Annotated in this window: 12 protein-coding genes; 9 read left to right on the top strand and 3 right to left on the bottom strand. The window is 71.4% G+C overall.

What is annotated here, in order from left to right; genetic code table 11:
• Nucleotides 1–2 precede the first annotated feature (2 nt).
• Complete coding sequence (locus tag ABXJ52_RS14760; protein WP_367042554.1) at nucleotides 3–467, bottom strand: metallopeptidase family protein; 465 nt, start codon at nucleotides 465–467, stop codon at nucleotides 3–5.
• 398 nt (nucleotides 468–865) lie between these two features.
• Between ABXJ52_RS14760 and ABXJ52_RS14755 the strand changes: the two genes are divergently transcribed.
• From ABXJ52_RS14755 to ABXJ52_RS14725, 7 genes are all read left to right on the top strand, one after another.
• Nucleotides 866–1,240 (top strand): DUF3499 domain-containing protein, encoded by a 375-nt coding sequence (locus tag ABXJ52_RS14755; RefSeq protein ID WP_030793262.1) that lies wholly within the window; start codon nucleotides 866–868, stop codon nucleotides 1,238–1,240.
• A 186-nt stretch (nucleotides 1,241–1,426) separates the two neighbouring features.
• On the top strand, nucleotides 1,427–3,043 hold the full coding sequence (locus ABXJ52_RS14750) for a lactate permease LctP family transporter (protein WP_367042551.1): 1,617 nt from the start codon (nucleotides 1,427–1,429) through the stop codon (nucleotides 3,041–3,043).
• A 165-nt stretch (nucleotides 3,044–3,208) separates the two neighbouring features.
• Nucleotides 3,209–4,573, top strand: coding sequence for a phosphomannomutase/phosphoglucomutase (locus tag ABXJ52_RS14745; RefSeq protein WP_367042549.1), 1,365 nt, complete (start codon nucleotides 3,209–3,211; stop codon nucleotides 4,571–4,573).
• Nucleotides 4,574–5,148: 575 nt separating this feature from the next.
• Nucleotides 5,149–5,325 carry a Trm112 family protein gene (locus ABXJ52_RS14740; RefSeq protein WP_160505390.1) on the top strand — a complete coding sequence of 59 codons (177 nt, stop codon included), beginning with the start codon at nucleotides 5,149–5,151 and terminating at the stop codon, nucleotides 5,323–5,325.
• A 129-nt stretch (nucleotides 5,326–5,454) separates the two neighbouring features.
• The gene (locus ABXJ52_RS14735) at nucleotides 5,455–6,651 is read left to right on the top strand and encodes an SIS domain-containing protein (protein WP_367042547.1); all 1,197 of its coding nucleotides are present in this window, start codon (nucleotides 5,455–5,457) and stop codon (nucleotides 6,649–6,651) included.
• Between the two features lie 106 nt (nucleotides 6,652–6,757).
• On the top strand, nucleotides 6,758–7,912 hold the full coding sequence (gene manA, locus ABXJ52_RS14730) for a mannose-6-phosphate isomerase, class I (protein ID WP_367042546.1): 1,155 nt from the start codon (nucleotides 6,758–6,760) through the stop codon (nucleotides 7,910–7,912).
• Nucleotides 7,913–8,014: 102 nt separating this feature from the next.
• The gene (locus ABXJ52_RS14725) at nucleotides 8,015–8,974 is read left to right on the top strand and encodes a cation diffusion facilitator family transporter (RefSeq protein ID WP_367042544.1); all 960 of its coding nucleotides are present in this window, start codon (nucleotides 8,015–8,017) and stop codon (nucleotides 8,972–8,974) included.
• Nucleotides 8,975–9,049: 75 nt separating this feature from the next.
• Here the strand turns inward: ABXJ52_RS14725 and ABXJ52_RS14720 are convergent, their stop codons facing one another.
• Complete coding sequence (locus ABXJ52_RS14720) at nucleotides 9,050–11,191, bottom strand: fructose-specific PTS transporter subunit EIIC (protein ID WP_367042542.1); 2,142 nt, start codon at nucleotides 11,189–11,191, stop codon at nucleotides 9,050–9,052.
• A 420-nt stretch (nucleotides 11,192–11,611) separates the two neighbouring features.
• On the opposite strand from ABXJ52_RS14720, the gene ahcY reads away from it, so the two are divergent.
• Nucleotides 11,612–13,069 carry an adenosylhomocysteinase gene (ahcY, locus tag ABXJ52_RS14715; protein WP_367042541.1) on the top strand — a complete coding sequence of 486 codons (1,458 nt, stop codon included), beginning with the start codon at nucleotides 11,612–11,614 and terminating at the stop codon, nucleotides 13,067–13,069.
• Nucleotides 13,070–14,197: 1,128 nt separating this feature from the next.
• Nucleotides 14,198–14,812: a hypothetical protein gene (locus tag ABXJ52_RS14710; RefSeq protein WP_367042539.1), complete on the top strand. Its 615-nt coding sequence runs from the start codon at nucleotides 14,198–14,200 to the stop codon at nucleotides 14,810–14,812.
• Between the two features lie 39 nt (nucleotides 14,813–14,851).
• Here the strand turns inward: ABXJ52_RS14710 and ABXJ52_RS14705 are convergent, their stop codons facing one another.
• Nucleotides 14,852–15,769 carry an RDD family protein gene (locus tag ABXJ52_RS14705; protein ID WP_367042537.1) on the bottom strand — a complete coding sequence of 306 codons (918 nt, stop codon included), beginning with the start codon at nucleotides 15,767–15,769 and terminating at the stop codon, nucleotides 14,852–14,854.
• Nucleotides 15,770–15,847: the final 78 nt, after the last annotated feature.

Below are 15,847 nucleotides of genomic sequence, written 5' to 3'. Positions count from 1 at the left end.
CCTCAGGTGTCTTCCCCGTACCGCGGGTCCACCGACTCGGGCGAGAGCCCGAGGAGTTCGGCCACCTGCTCGACCACCACTTCGTGGACGAGCGCGGCCCGCTCGTCCCGCCCCTTGGTCCGGATCTCCACCGGTCGCCGGTAGACGACCACCCGCGCGGGACGGTCGCCGGAAGCCTCGATCGTGCCCCCGAGCGGCACGACGTCGTCGTTCCAGTCGTCATCGCCGGTGCCCGCGCCCCGCCCCAGCGCCGGGACCTCCAGGACCAGGAAGTCGATCTCGCTCAGCTGCGGCCACCGCCGCTCGAGCCGCTCCACGGAGTCCTGCACCAGGTCGGTGAAGACCTCGGCGCGGCTGGCGGACAGCGGCACCTGGGGAGGCGCCACGGGGCCGCGCATGCCCCTGCCGTGGCGGTCGCGGCGGCGGGGCCTCGGGTCTGCGGTGCGGGGCTGTACGGGGTCGTCCATCACTGACGAAGAGTAGTCCTCGAGATCGCCGTTTCAGCACAGCTTCGACCGGCCTTCCGTACCTCGTCCGTGCCTCATCCGTGCCTCATCCGTACCTCTTCGGTGCCTCTTGCGTACGGCTTCGGTCCGGCGCGCGGCATGTCGCCCGATGACCGTTCGGGCCAGAGTTGGGCCCGATTCCGTATCTCTCCAGGACCGTCGATCACGCGACGAATGACGGGATTTGCGCCAAGTGGTGACCGGATTCAACACCGACGGCCAGCCGCACCCCTTGTGTCGCCGCAGGTCAGCGAGGCGCCGCGAGAGCCTCCCGTGGCGGGGATCACGGCACGACACGGTGGGGTGACCTCGCTGAGAGTCGTCGCGGCCCGCTCAAGAGTGCGGTACCGTCCAACATCGTGAGCCCTGTACGTCGCTGTTCGCGCACCGCTTGCGGCCGTCCCGCCGTCGCGACGCTGACGTACGTCTACGCCGACTCGACCGCGGTCCTCGGCCCCCTCGCCACCTACGCCGAACCCCACTGCTACGACCTGTGTGCCGAGCACTCCGAGCGCCTCACCGCGCCCCGCGGCTGGGAGGTCGTCCGCCTCGCCGACGCCTCCGGTCCCGCGCGCCCCAGCGGTGACGATCTCGAAGCGCTCGCCAACGCGGTCCGTGAGGCGGCCCGCCCCCAGGAGCGCGCCGCCGAGGCCGGCGGCGGCGCCCGCAGGGCGGACCCGATGGAGGTCGCGCGCCGCGGCCATCTACGGGTGCTGCGCTCACCGGATTCCTGAACCGCCCCACTGCGTTTTCCGGAACCGCAGAACCGCCCCTCTCCGTAGACCCCTGTCGTTCATCGCTGAACAAGTTCTCTTGTGCACCCCATTGACGTGCGCATGTCGGCGAGATGACCATTCCCCCACCCGTGAGAGATCACCTTCCGCATCGCGGAATACGGAACCGGAATCGGGGAGTCGCCCGTGTACGTGCAGCAGCTGGAGCCCGTGGCCGATTCGCTCGGCCTGTCCGCCCTCATAGCGACCCTGCCCCTGCTCACCGTCCTCGTCCTGCTCGGCGTCGTCCGCATGAAGGCCCACCACGCGGGTCTCATCGGCCTGGGAGTCGCCGTCGTGGTCGCCTGGGCCGCGTACGGGATGCCGCTCGGCCAGACCGCCTCCGGCGCCGCGCAAGGCGCCCTCTTCGGGCTCTTCCCCATCCTGTGGATCGTCGTCAACGCCCTGTGGGTGTACCGGATGACGGTCCGCACCCGGCACTTCGACATCCTGCGCCGCTCCTTCGGCCGGCTCTCGGACGATCCCCGCATCCAGGCGCTCGTGGTGGCCTTCTGCTTCGGGGCGCTCCTTGAGGCGCTCGCCGGCTTCGGGGCGCCCGTCGCGATCTCCGCGGTCATGCTGGTGGCGCTCGGCTTCGACCCGGTCAAAGCCGCGGTCGTCGCCCTCGTGGCCAACACCGCGCCCGTCGCCTTCGGCGCCATGGGCACACCTGTGGTGACGCTCGCGCAGGTCACCGGGCTCCCGCTGGACACCGTCGCCACGGTCGTCGGCCGCCAGACGCCGCTGCTCGCCCTGGTGGTGCCGCTGCTCCTGGTCTTCCTGGTGGACGGGCGGCGCGGTCTGCGCGAGACCTGGGTGCCCGCCCTGGTGTGCGGGTTCGCCTTCGCCGTGGCCCAGTTCGCCGCGTCCAACTACGTCTCGGCCCAGCTGGCCGACATCGGGGCTGCGCTGGCCGGCGCGGGCGCGCTGATGGCGGTGCCCGGCGCCCGCAAACCCGCCGCCGAGCCCGTACGCGTCGCCGTCCTCACCGGCGTACGCAGCGAAGACCTCGATCAGGAGGACCCCCGCCCCGAGATCCTGCGCGCCTACGCCCCGTACGCCCTGATCGTCGCCATTTTCTCGGTCGCTCAAATCCCGCCGGTGAAGGATGCGTTGGCCAAGGCGACGCAGACCTTCGACTGGCCCTTCCTGAACGTCGCCGGTCCCGACGGTGACCCGGTCGGCGGGAATCTCTTCTCGCTGCCGCTCGTGGCGACCGGCGGCACGCTCGTGCTGCTCGCCGGGGTGGGCACGGCCGCCGTCATCGGGGTGCACGCGCGCGTGGCGGTGAAGGAGTGGCTCGCGACCGTGCACGAACTGCGGTTCGCGATCCTCACCGTCACCTCCGTGCTCGCCCTCGCGTACGTCATGAACCTGTCCGGGCAGGCCGCCACCATCGGCCACTTCGTGGCGGCGGCGGGGGCCGGGCTCGCCTTCCTGTCGCCGGTGCTCGGCTGGTTCGGCGTCGCGGTCTCCGGCTCCGACACCTCGGCCAACGCCCTCTTCGGCGCGCTCCAGGTGACGGCGGCTCAACAGTCGGGGCTCTCGCCCGAGCTGCTCGCGGCCGCCAACAGCTCGGGCGGCGTACTGGGCAAGATGATCTCGCCGCAGAACCTGACGATCGCGTGCGCGGCGGTCGGACTCGCGGGCAAGGAGGGCGATCTGCTGCGCAAGGTGCTGCCCTGGAGCCTCGGCCTGCTCCTCGTGATGTGCCTGATCGTGGTGGGGCAGAGCACGGTGGTGCTCGGCTGGATGCTGCCGTGACGAGGCCCTGAGGTCCGCGTGCGCATCGAGGTCCGGCTGACGGCGGCTTGACGCCGCTCACAGCTGGTTGTCAGTTGTTGCGGGTAGTTTGGGGTGACCGGCGAGCACTCGCCCGAGTGCTCACCGAAACCGCTGAACTCGCAGAACCTGCAGAGAGGGTTGGCCGTGACTGCTGATCTGTCCCAGATCGTGAAGGCGTACGACGTGCGCGGGGTGGTCCCGGACCAGTGGGACGAGTCGCTGGCCGAGCTGTTCGGTGCCGCCTTCGCGAAGGTGACGGGCGCGGACGCGATCGTGACGGGGCACGACATGCGGCCCTCCTCGCCCGGCCTCTCGCGGGCCTTCGCGCGCGGGGCCGCGGCGCTCGGCGTCGACGTCACGGAGATCGGCCTCTGCTCGACGGACCAGCTCTACTACGCGTCGGGCGCGCTGAACCTGCCGGGAGCGATGTTCACGGCCTCGCACAACCCCGCGCAGTACAACGGCATCAAGATGTGCCGCGCGGGCGCCGCCCCCGTCGGACAGGACACCGGCCTCGCCGAGATCCGCGCGCTCGTGGAGGACTGGGCGGAGACCGGCGCCCCGGAGCCGGCGGCCACGCCCGGCACGCTCACCGAGCGGGACACCCTCAAGGACTACGCGGCTCACCTGCGCGGCTTGGTGGACCTGACCTCCATCCGCCCCCTCAAGGTCGTCGTCGACGCGGGCAACGGCATGGGCGGGCACACCGTTCCGACGGTGTTCGAGGGCCTGCCGCTCACGCTCGTACCGATGTACTTCGAGCTGGACGGCACGTTCCCGAACCACGAGGCCAACCCTCTGGACCCGAAGAACATCGTGGACCTGCAGAAGCGGGTGCGCGAGGAGGGCGCCGACCTCGGCATCGCCTTCGACGGCGACGCGGACCGCTGCTTCGTCGTCGACCAGAACGGCGACCCGGTCTCCCCGTCGGCGATCACCGCCCTGGTCGCGTCGCGCGAGCTCGCCCGGAACGGCGGCAAGGGCACGGTCATCCACAACCTCATCACCTCCTGGTCGGTCCCCGAGGTCGTCCGGGAGAACGGCGGCACGCCGGTCCGCACCCGCGTGGGCCACTCCTTCATCAAGGAGGAGATGGCCAAGACGGGCGCCATCTTCGGCGGCGAGCACTCGGCGCACTACTACTTCCGCGACTTCTGGAACGCGGACACGGGCATGCTGGCCGCGCTCCACGTCCTCGCGGCGCTCGGCGGCCAGGACGGCCCCCTGTCGGCCCTCGTCGCGCAGTACGACCGCTATGCGGGCTCCGGCGAGATCAACTCCACGGTGGACGACCAGACGGCGCGCCTGGCCGCGATCAAGGCGGCATACGGCACGCGGGAGGGCGTCACCCTCGACGAACTGGACGGCCTCACGGTGACGTCCACGGACTGGTGGTTCAACGTCCGCGCCTCCAACACGGAACCACTCCTGCGCCTGAACGTGGAAGCAAGGGACGAGCCCACAATGAAATCCACCCGAGACGAGGCCCTCGCCATCATCAGGTCCTAACCGACCCCCCCACACGCCTGCTTGCGGGCAGGCGTCCGGCCGCCCCTGCCCACCCACCCCGACCGCCGGGTCTGCGGACAGGCGTCCGGCCGCCCCTACCCACGCAGCCCGGCCGCCGCGTTTGTGGGCAGTGGTTCGGGCGCTCCTGCCCCGCCCACCCCGACCGCCGCGTTTGCGGGCAGGCGTCCGGCCGCCCCTGCCCACCCGCCCCGCCGGGTCTGCGGGCAGCCATCCCGCCAGCTCTTACCCCCGCCCGCCGCGTTTGTGGGCAGGCGTTCCGCAGGGCGGAACGGGTGGGCACAAACGTCCACCGGGCCGCAGACAACAAACGACAGTCGCCCCCCCCGGGGCCACGGCCTGGGGCGAAGCCCCGGCCCACCCCACTCCGGGCCGGGGGCGAAGCCCGGGCAGACGCCCCGCCCGGGGCCGGGGGCGAAGCCCGGGCAGACGCCCCACCGGGGGCCGGGGGCGAAGCCCCGGCCGAAGACACGCCCAAGGCCCAGGGGCCAGAGGTAGGCTGACCAGGCGACATCCCTCACCCCAACCCGCTAGCCCCGCTCGAAGGGACCCACCCCATGCCGCTCGAAGCCGGCCTCCTGGAGATCCTCGCCTGCCCGGCCTGCCACGCCCCCCTCAAGGAGGCGGACACGGAGCTGGTCTGCACGGCAGCCGCGAAGGACTGCGGCCTCGCCTACCCCGTCCGCGACGGCATCCCCGTACTCCTCGTCGACGAGGCCCGCCGCCCCGCGTAAGGCTCCGCAAGGCCCTCGCAAGCCCAGCGCGAACCGCGTAACGGCGTAACGGCGTAACGGCGTAACGACAAGAAGTGCGACCGGCGGCGGCCCCGCCCCGTCGCCCGGCGAATCGGAGGCCCGACCCCCATGTTGGACGAATCGCTCCTGGACGCCCCCGAGGCCCTCGCCGTGGCCGACCGCCGCGGCCTCCTCCGCGGCGCAGCGGAGGCAGGCGCACGCGTCCGCACAGCGGTGCGGCACGCCACGGAGGCCGGGCTCACGCAGCTCAAGCCGGACGGCCGCCCCCGCGCCATCCTGATCGCGGGCCCCGGCACGGCCGCCACCTGCGTGGCCGATCTGCTCGGCACCCTCGCGGGCGCCGGCTGCCCCGTGATCCGCCTCGCCCCCACCGGCGTAGCCCCCGCGGCAGGCGCCCTGCGCTGGGCGCTCCCCGGCTGGGCGGGCCCCCTCGACCTGCTGCTCATCGCAACGCCGGACGGCACGGAACCGGGCCTCGAACTCCTCGCGGAGCAGGCCTACCGCCGCGGCTGCACGGTCGTGGCCGTCGCCCCCGCCCGCTCCCCGCTCGCCGAGGGCGTGGAGGGCTCGCACGGCCTCACCGTCGCGATGGCCACCTCCCCGTACGGGGAGTACGAGGCCCCGCACGACGGAGAGCGCGCCTCCGAGTCGTACGAGGCGCGCCGCCTGGACGACGAGGCCGCCGCGTCCGCCCCCGCCACCCTCTGGGCCCTGCTCACCCCGCTCCTCATCCTCCTGGACCGCACCGGCCTGATCACCGCACCGGCCGAGACCCTGGAGAAGATCGCGGACCGCCTCGATCACGTCGCGGAACGCTGCGGCCCCGTCATCGCGACGTACAGCAACCCCGCCAAGACGCTCGCCGCTGAGCTGGCCGAAGCCCTCCCGGTGATCTGGACCGAGGGCCGTTTCGCGGGCCCCGCGGGCCGCCGTTTCGCCGCCACCCTCGCCGAGCTCGCCGGTCACCCCGCGGTCGCCGGTGAACTGCCCGAGTCCCTGCCAGCGCACGGCGCCCTGCTCGCGGGCAACCTCGCCCCCGGCGAGGACGGCGACGACTTCTTCCGCGACCGCGTCGAGGAACCCCAGCAGCTGCGCGCCCGCGTCGTCCTGCTCCGCGATCGCCCGGTGGACGCCGGAGGCCTCAGCGCCGCGCCCGCGGCCCGCGAGCTCGCCCACGGCCACGACATCGCGCTCAGCGAGCTCGAACCGGAGGACGGCGACGACCTGGAGTCCCTCGCGGAGCTGATCGCCGTCACGGATTTCGCCGCCGTTTACCTGGCGCTCGCCCCGAGGGACCGATCATGACCTCGGCCCGGTCATGACCTGAGACCCCGCGCCAGCGCGCCAGCGCACCAATGCACCAGCGCACCAATGCCCCAGCGCACGTACGTACGTAAGGGAGAACTCCTCCGTGGACCGCCTCACCAACACCATCCGCCCCTACGCCTGGGGTTCCACCACCGCCATCCCGGAGCTCATCGGCGTCGAGCCGACCGGTGAGCCGCAGGCCGAGATGTGGATGGGCGCCCACCCCGGCGCGCCCTCGCGCACCGGGCGCGGCCCGCTCGACGAGGTGATCGACGAGGACCCCGGGCACGAGCTCGGCAGGGCGGCCGTCGCCAAGTTCGGCCCGCGCCTGCCCTTCCTCCTCAAGCTCCTCGCGGCGGGCGCCCCCCTCTCACTCCAGGTGCACCCCGACCTGGAGCAGGCGAGGGAGGGCTACGAGGACGAGGAGAGCCGGGGCGTCCCGATCGACGCCCCGCACCGCAACTACAAGGACGCCAACCACAAGCCCGAACTGATCTGCGCCCTCACGGAGTTCGACGGCCTCTGCGGCTTCCGCGACCCCGTCGAGGCTGCGGACCTGCTGGCCGGACTCGGCGTCGACTCCGTGAAGCCGTACGTCGACCTCCTGCACGCCAAGCCCGAGGACGGCGCCCTGCGCGAGGTCCTGACGGCCGTCCTGACCGCGGACCCCGAGGAGATGGCCGCGACCGTCACCGAGGTCACCGAGGCCGCCAAACGCCTCGGCGGCGCCTACGCCCCGTACGCGGGCATCGCGCACCACTACCCCGGCGACCCCGGCGTCATCGCGGCGATGCTCCTCAACCACGTCCGACTGCAGCCCGGCGAGGCCCTGTTCCTCGGCGCCGGAGTCCCGCACGCCTACCTCGACGGCCTCGGCGTGGAGATCATGGCGAACTCGGACAACGTGCTGCGCTGCGGCCTGACCCCCAAGCACGTCGACGTACCGGAACTCCTGCGTATCGTCCGCTTCGAGCCGACCGACCCCGGAGTGCTGCGCCCGGAGGCTTCGCCCGACGGCGAAGAGGTCTACGAAACCCCGATCGACGAGTTCCGCCTCTCCCGCTTCGTCCTGTCCGACGGCGCGGCACCGCACGACCTCACCGCCGCCACCCCGCAGATCCTGCTCTGCGTCGCGGGCACCGTCCGCGTGGGCGACGCCGGTGAACTCACGGCCGGGCAGTCCGTGTTCGTCCCCGCGGACGAAAAGGCTGAACTGTCCGGAGTGGGCACGGTCTTCCGGGCCACTGTGGTGGCCTGACACACCGCCGCCTCCTCGTGCTGCAACAATGACCCACCGCAAAGGCCGGGCAAAGCGGCAGTGGACAAGCAACGTACGCAGGCGAAGGGACAACGGGCACACATGAGCGCGTCAGGCGGAACAAAGGCGATTGTCGCGGCACTCGCCGCGAACCTCGCGATCGCGGTGGCGAAGTTCGTCGCGTTCCTCTTCAGTGGCTCGTCGTCGATGCTCGCCGAGAGCGTGCACTCGCTCGCGGACTCGGGCAACCAGGGGCTGCTGCTCCTCGGCGGCAAGAAGGCGAAGCGCGAAGCGACCCCGCAACACCCGTTCGGGTACGGGCGCGAGCGCTACATCTACGCCTTCCTGGTCTCCATCGTGCTCTTCTCGGTCGGCGGCATGTTCGCCATCTACGAGGGCTACGAGAAGATCAAGCACCCGCACGAGATCGAGGCCTGGTACTGGCCGGTCGGCGTCCTGGTGTTCGCGATCATCGCCGAGGCCTTCTCCTTCCGTACGGCCATCCAGGAGTCGAACCACACGCGCGGCAAGCTCACTTGGACGCAGTTCATCCGCCGCGCGAAGGCGCCCGAGCTGCCCGTCGTGCTCCTGGAGGACCTCGGCGCCCTGGTCGGTCTGATCCTGGCCCTCGTCGGCGTCAGCCTCGCGCTCGCGACCGGCGACGGCGTCTGGGACGGCATCGGCACCCTCTGCATCGGTGTCCTGCTGATCCTCATCGCGATCATCCTCGCCGCGGAGACCAAGTCCCTCCTCCTGGGAGAGGCCGCGGGCACGGAGGACGTCGAGAAGATCGAGAAGGCGCTGGTCGACGGAGACACGGTCACCCGCGTCATCCACATGCGCACGCTGCACCTCGGCCCCGAGGAGCTCCTCGTCGCCGCCAAGATCGCCGTCCAGGCGAACGAGACGGCCGCCGAGGTGGCCGCCGCCATCAACGCAGCCGAGGAGCGCATCCGCGCCGCGGTCCCGATCGCCCGCGTGATCTACCTGGAGCCGGACATCTACAGCGAGTCGGCAGCCGCCGAGGGCACCAACCCGGCGAAGTCGCCGGGCGCCCACTGACCTTCCGCCACTCCCGTACGCAGTTGGGGCCCCGCACCGTGCAGATGCGGGGCCCCAGCCATGTGACTGCCGTGGTTATCGAACCTCGCGCAGCACCTCGAGGATCGCCGCCTCGTCGGGCGCCGCCTCCAGCCGCTCCCGGAAGCCGGTGTCCATCAGCTTGCGCGACAGCAGCGCGAGAATCCGCAGATGCTCGTCGCCGGCGGCCGCCTCCGGCACGGAGATCATGAAGATGAGCTTGGCCTTCGTACCGTCGAGCGCACCCCACTCGATGCCCTCGGCCGACCGCGCGAACCCGACGACCGGCGAGGTCACCGCATCGGTCTTCGCGTGCGGGATGGCGATCTCCTCGCCCAGGCCGGTCGTGCCCTGCTCCTCGCGGCGCAGAGCGGTCCGCACGAGCTCCTCGACGTCGTCCACCTTGCCGGTGGCCGCGAGGAGGTTCGCCATCTCGCGGATCGCGGAGTCCTTGTCGGCGGAGTCCAGCTGGACCTTCACGGTCTGCTCGGTGAGATAGCCGGAAAGGACTTCATCATCCTCGTCCTCGTCCTGCTCCTCGGGGGCGGGCGCGGCGGCAGCCGCCGGGGCAGGAGCCGCAGCCGCGGCAGGGGCCTTCTGCGGCGCCGCGGAAGCCCCGGAGCCGACGGCTCCGGCGCCCGCGCCCGCTCCAGCGCCCGCTCCCGTGCCCGCTGCCACGCCCGCGAGGGCCGGCTCGGGGCCGCCCGGCACGTCCACGACCGGCGCCCCGCGCCGCTTGCGTTCGCTGATGTCGACCAAGGTGACCGTGGCGAGGGCGGTGACCACGGTGCCGCACGCGATGGCGAGGAAGAACATCGGTACGCCCCCGACGGCGCCGAGAACGGCCACGATCGGTCCGCCGTGCGGCACCGCGTCCTTCACGGTCGCGAGACCCGCGATCGCACCGGCGACGGCGCCGCCGAGCATGTTCGCCGGGATGACCTGCGCCGGCCGCGCGGCCGCGAAGGGGATCGCACCCTCCGAGATGCCGAACATGCCCATGAACAGCGCCGCCATGCCGGTCTCGCGCTCCTGCTGGGAGTACAGCCGGCGCCTGATCAGCGTGGCCAGGCCCTGACCGAGCGGCATGACCGGGATGGCCGCGGCGCACATGCCCATGACGGTCTGGTTGCCGGTCGCGATGAGGCCCGTACCGAACAGGAAGGCGGTCTTGTTGACCGGGCCGCCCATGTCGAACGCGATCATCAGCCCGAGGATCGCGCCGAGCAGGATCGCGCTGGTCCCGGTCATCCCGCTGAGCCAGTCGGTCAGATGCTCGAAGATCCACGAGATCGGCTTGCCGATGACGTAGATGAAGAAGAGGCCGAGTGCCGTCGTCGCGACGATGGGGATCACGATGATCGGCATGATCGGCTGGGCGAACTTCGGGACCTTGACCTTCTTGATCCACAGCACCAGATAACCGGCGAGGAAGCCGGTCACGATGGCCCCGATGAAGCCGGCGCCCGCCTTGGAGTCGTACAGCTCGCCGGTATTGGCGATCCAGCCACCGATCATGCCGGGCACGAGCGCGGGCCGGTCGCCGATCGCATAGGCGATATAGCCGGAGAGGATCGGCACCATCAGCGTGAAGCCGATGACTCCGATGGCGTTGACGTGCGCCCAGAAGGTGCCCTCGGGGATCACATAGCCCTTGGCGGTCGCGTCGCCGCCGAGCGCGAGCGAGATCGCGATCAGCAGACCACCGACCACGACGAACGGAATCATGTACGAGACGCCGTTCATCAGCGCCTTGTACGCGAGACTCCGCTCCTTGCCGCCTCCGCCTCCGCCGCCGGTGGAGGCAGCCTCGGCGGACCCGCCGCCACCGCCCCCGCCGTGCACCGGCGCGCTCTGCACCTGCTCGATCAGCTGCTCGGGGCGGCTGATGCCTTCGGACACCCCGACGGACAGCACGCGCTTGCCCACGAAACGACCGCGGTCGACGTCCTTGTCCGCCGCGATGATGATGCCGTCAGCATCTCTGACATCGTTGTCAGTCAAGACATTCTCGGCCCCGATGGAGCCCTGCGTCTCCACCTTCATGTCGATGCCGAGGCTCTCCGCCGCCTGTGAGAGCTTCTCCGCCGCCATGTACGTGTGGGCGATACCGGTCGGACAGGCGGTCACGGCGAGCAGCTTGAGCTTCTTCTGCTCGCCGCTGCTCCCGCCTATGGGGGGATCGGCCGGATGGGTCACGTGGATCTCCTAACGCCTTCGCCAAACAAGATCGCGCAAATGTTCCCGATCTCAAGGCATCCTGCAACACGCAAGCACAGGTTCAAAAGCGCAAAGGTCCCGAATCGGCGGGTCTGTGGCCCCGTCCAGGGTCCCGTCCGGGGCCCCGCCGGGCCGCGCCCGTGGCCCTCCCGGGGCGCCACGCCCGCTCCGACGCCCCGGGAGGCGGGCTGGGGCTCGCTGGGCCAATCGGTGTAGCTTTGTGACCGAGCCAGACGTCGCTGCTGATGGCGGTCGGGCGGCCCTTTCGCGGGTGCCGTCCGAGGGAGAGAGGGCCTCCGACGGACTGCGCTGCTGCGCAACCGGTGCTCTTCTGTGCCGTTGTCGCAGGTCAGCCATGTCCACCCACCCTCGATCGATCCCACGAGGAGCAGCTCGCCAATGACGACTCTCATCAACGGCCAGGACTTCAAGGTCGCCGATCTCTCCCTGGCCGAGTTCGGCCGCAAGGAGATCACCCTCGCCGAGCACGAGATGCCCGGCCTGATGTCGATCCGCGAGGAGTTCGCCGCCGCCCAGCCGCTGGCCGGCGCCCGCATCATGGGCTCGCTGCACATGACCGTGCAGACCGCCGTCCTCATCGAGACCCTGGTCGCCCTCGGCGCCGAGGTCCGCTGGGTCTCCTGCAACATCTTCTCGACCCAGGACCACGCGGCCGCGGCCATCGCCGTCGGCCCGAACGGCACCCCGGACGACCCCCAGGGCATCCCGGTCTTCGCCTGGAAGGGCGAGACCCTGGAGGAGTACTGGTGGTGCACGGAGCAGGCGCTGACCTGGCCGAACACCCCCACCGGCGGCCCGAACATGATCCTGGACGACGGTGGCGACGCCACCCTCCTCGTCCACAAGGGCGTCGAGTACGAGAAGGCCGGCAAGGTCCCCTCCGAGGACACCGCGGAGTCGGACGAGCACCGCGTCATCCTGCAGCTCCTCAACCGCACCATCACCGAGGGCTCGCAGAAGTGGACCCAGCTCGCCTCGGAGATCCGCGGCGTGACGGAGGAGACCACGACGGGCGTCCACCGCCTGTACGAGATGCACCGCGACGGCACTCTCCTCTTCCCGGCGATCAACGTGAACGACGCCGTGACGAAGTCGAAGTTCGACAACAAGTACGGCTGCCGCCACTCCCTGATCGACGGCATCAACCGCGCCACGGACGTCCTGATCGGCGGCAAGACCGCCCTCGTCTGCGGCTACGGCGATGTCGGCAAGGGTTGTGCCGAGTCCCTGCGCGGCCAGGGCGCGCGCGTGATCATCACCGAGGTCGACCCGATCTGCGCCCTCCAGGCGGCGATGGACGGCTTCCAGGTCACGACGCTCGACGAGGTCGTCGACAAGGTCGACATCTTCGTGACGACGACCGGCAACAAGGACATCATCATGGCCTCGGACATGGCCAAGATGAAGCACCAGGCGATCGTCGGGAACATCGGCCACTTCGACAACGAGATCGACATGGCCGGTCTGGCCAAGATCCCGGGCATCGTCAAGGACGAGGTCAAGCCGCAGGTCCACACGTGGACGTTCCCCGACGGCAAGGTCCTCATCGTCCTCTCCGAGGGCCGCCTGCTGAACCTGGGCAACGCGACGGGCCACCCGTCCTTCGTGATGTCCAACTCCTTCGCGGACCAGACCCTGGCCCAGATCGAGCTGTTCACCAAGCAGGAGGAGTACCCCACCGACGTCTACGTCCTCCCCAAGCACCTGGACGAGAAGGTCGCCCGCCTCCACCTGGACTCGCTCGGCGTGAAGCTCACGACGCTCCGCCCCGAGCAGGCCGCGTACATCGGCGTAGAGGTAGAGGGCCCGTACAAGCCGGACCACTACCGCTACTGAGCAGCCCGCCGGCCCACACCCCCGGCACCCGCTCAACCGCAGGCCCTCGCCCTCCCGGCGGGGGCCTGCGCCCGTCCGTGCAACGCCACCGCCGCCCTGCCATGCGCCGAGCAGACGACCCTCGGCTCGCCGCGGACGCGGGATGCCGGAACGGGCCCGACCGCCCGCCGAGCGCTGCTGACCCGGGAGGCGTCGGGGCAGGCTCGCGCCCGTGGGTGCCGAGGGCCGAAGGCGTTCGGTTGCGCGATCCGGCCTGCCTTGGGCACGTGCTCCAGGCCCGCCGTTCTGTCGTGTCGCTGTAGCGGACTGCTGTCTGAGGCGCTCAGTTGCGTGGTCGGATCCCGTCCCCGGTCTGGCCGGGGCGAGCAGCTCGCCTTGCCGCAGACGCGGGCCGCCGATACCGGGCCGGTTGCCCGGCCGAGCATTGCTGCTCCGGGAGGGGCGCGGCCAGGCTCGGGCCGCTCTGCTCCCGGCCCGCATCTTCCTCAACCGCGGACGGGGGCTGCCGGAACGGGCCCGACTGCACGACCGAGCAACTGATTCAGAGGGGGGGCGGCGAAGGCTCGCGCCTCCGAGCCTCCGAGCCTCCGAGCCTCCGAGCCTCCGAGCCTCCGAGCCTCCGAGATCCGGGGCACCCGCTTGCACGGCTGCCCTGCCCCGCCTCTGGTCCGTCCTGACGGACCTGGACCCCTGGCTGCCCAACCGGCACTGCCAGCTAGCCCAGGACCCGGCAGACACCTCCGGCACCCGCCCCCACAGCAGACGCCGGCTCCGCGGCCGAGCAGCGCACCCTTGGTGCCGACGTCCGTCGCGCCGCAGGGCGACGACGAGCGAGGCGGGCGTTCGGTGAGGGCAGCGCGCGGGCGGGCGCGGTGGCCGTCACGGGTGGCGCTCTCACTGGCATGGCCACATCCGACGCGGCAAGGTGGCCGGTCGCGGTGGTCGCGGTGGTCGCGGTGATCGCGAGTCGGGGGACGCGGCGGACCAAGGGCCCGAAGCGGCACGGCATCATGGCTGGCCTACGTTGAGCTCCGGGATGGACCGGGCAGCAGCCTCTCCCTGCGGCGGGCCCCGGCGGTCCGCCCCGCCCCTCGGACAAGAATCAGCCCCCTACAAGGACCGAGTCCCATGCCCCGCGGCCACTATTCGCTTCACGATCCGCACGACCACACCCCCCTCGGTGAAGAACACTTCCACTGCGCCCCCGGCCCCTCCGGCTGGCGCTACGTCGCGCAGCGGAACGCACCCTCAGGCGCGCCCGCCGGCTCCGTGGACCTCGCTCTCGATGAGCTCGGCCGCCCCATCCGCCTCGAACTGCACGCGGGGGACTGGCAGATCCGCGCCGCGGCGATCGACGGCGTCACCTGGGTCCGCACCGACCCCACCGGAACCCACGCCACCGAAGACAACGCCCCAGCCCACGCCTTCACCGGCACATCCCCCGCTTTCCTCGTCGCAACAACACGCCTCCTGCGCCTCACCCCCGCTTCCCCCGCGACCCGCGTCCGCCTCGTCGCCTTCACCGACCCGGTCCTCGCCCCCCGCACCCTCGACCAGTCCTGGGCCCTGCTGAAGAGCGAAGCACACGCCACTGACAACGGACCCCTGATCGTGGACGAATACCAGGTCACAGCCTTGGACACCGGCGAGCAGCACGCCATCCACATCTCTGGCGACGTCGTGCTCTCCGCCCCCGGCATGGAGCTCGAGAACCTCGAATCCCCGCCGTCGACGTTCGCCTGACCCCGACCCCGCCCCCGCCCCCCGGTCCGAGCGGGACCTCTACGCGGGCGGCACGAACCCGGTGCCGGGAGGCGCGGCTCCCGCGTCACGCGGCTCCCGCACGACCGAGGGCTCCGCGGGATGCTCTGGAAACACCGGCCGAGCGGGAACAGCCGGCGCCTCGTACACGGGCGCCTCGTACCCCGCCCCGGCAGCAGGCGCCGCACCCCCACCCCCGAACGCCCGCCGAGCGTCACGCGCCTGCCGCTCCTGGACGACCGCGGCGAGGTACGCCGCCGGCGGCACACCCTGCGGAGCCGGCGCCCCCGTACGCTCCGCGAGGTCCCCGGCAAGCCGCTCGGCCATCGTCCAGCCCACCTGCGGGTCCAACTGCCCCATCCGCGTCAGGTACTGCCTGATCGCGAGCCACAGCCCATCAGGCACCCCGGACAGGTCGAGCTCGGAGAACCGCCCCGAAAGCCAAGGCGGCGGCGGGGGAATGAAGGGCGTCTGCCCAGCCGGCACCCGCTCCCGCACGACAAGCGTCCCGGCGAACACATCCCCGAGCCGTCGCCCCCGCGCCGACACCAGCGAAGCGATGCACGCGACGACCCCGAACGTCAGCAGGATCTCGACGACCCCCACCGCACCCCGCACCAACGCGTGCCGGAACCGAATCGGCCCCCCGTCGTCCCGCACCACCCGCAGTCCGCACGCCATCTTCCCCAGCGACCGCCCATGACTGAGCGTCTCCACCGCAATCGGCCCGCCCACCAGGATCAGCACGAAGGTCGCCACGGCGACCGCCGCGGCAGCCGCATCGTCCAACGAGGACGTGGAGGCCACGATCGCCACAGTCACCCCCAGGTACACCGCCCAGGCCACCACCAGGTCGATCAGTACGGCGAGCCCACGACTCGGCAGCTTCGCCGGGCGCAGCTCAAGCGCCACCGCCTCGCCCGTCACCAGCTCACTCACGCCAACCGCCCTTCCCTGCCCTGCCCTAGGAACGGCCAGTCTGCCAAGCTGAGGCAGCATCGCGCCGCAGTACGAGGA

The sequence above is a fragment of the Streptomyces sp. Je 1-332 genome (assembly GCF_040730185.1).
Taxonomy (GTDB): Bacteria; Actinomycetota; Actinomycetes; order Streptomycetales; family Streptomycetaceae; genus Streptomyces.
Note: the sequence above shows the minus strand (reverse complement) of the source record. Positions and strands in the feature narration are given on the sequence as shown.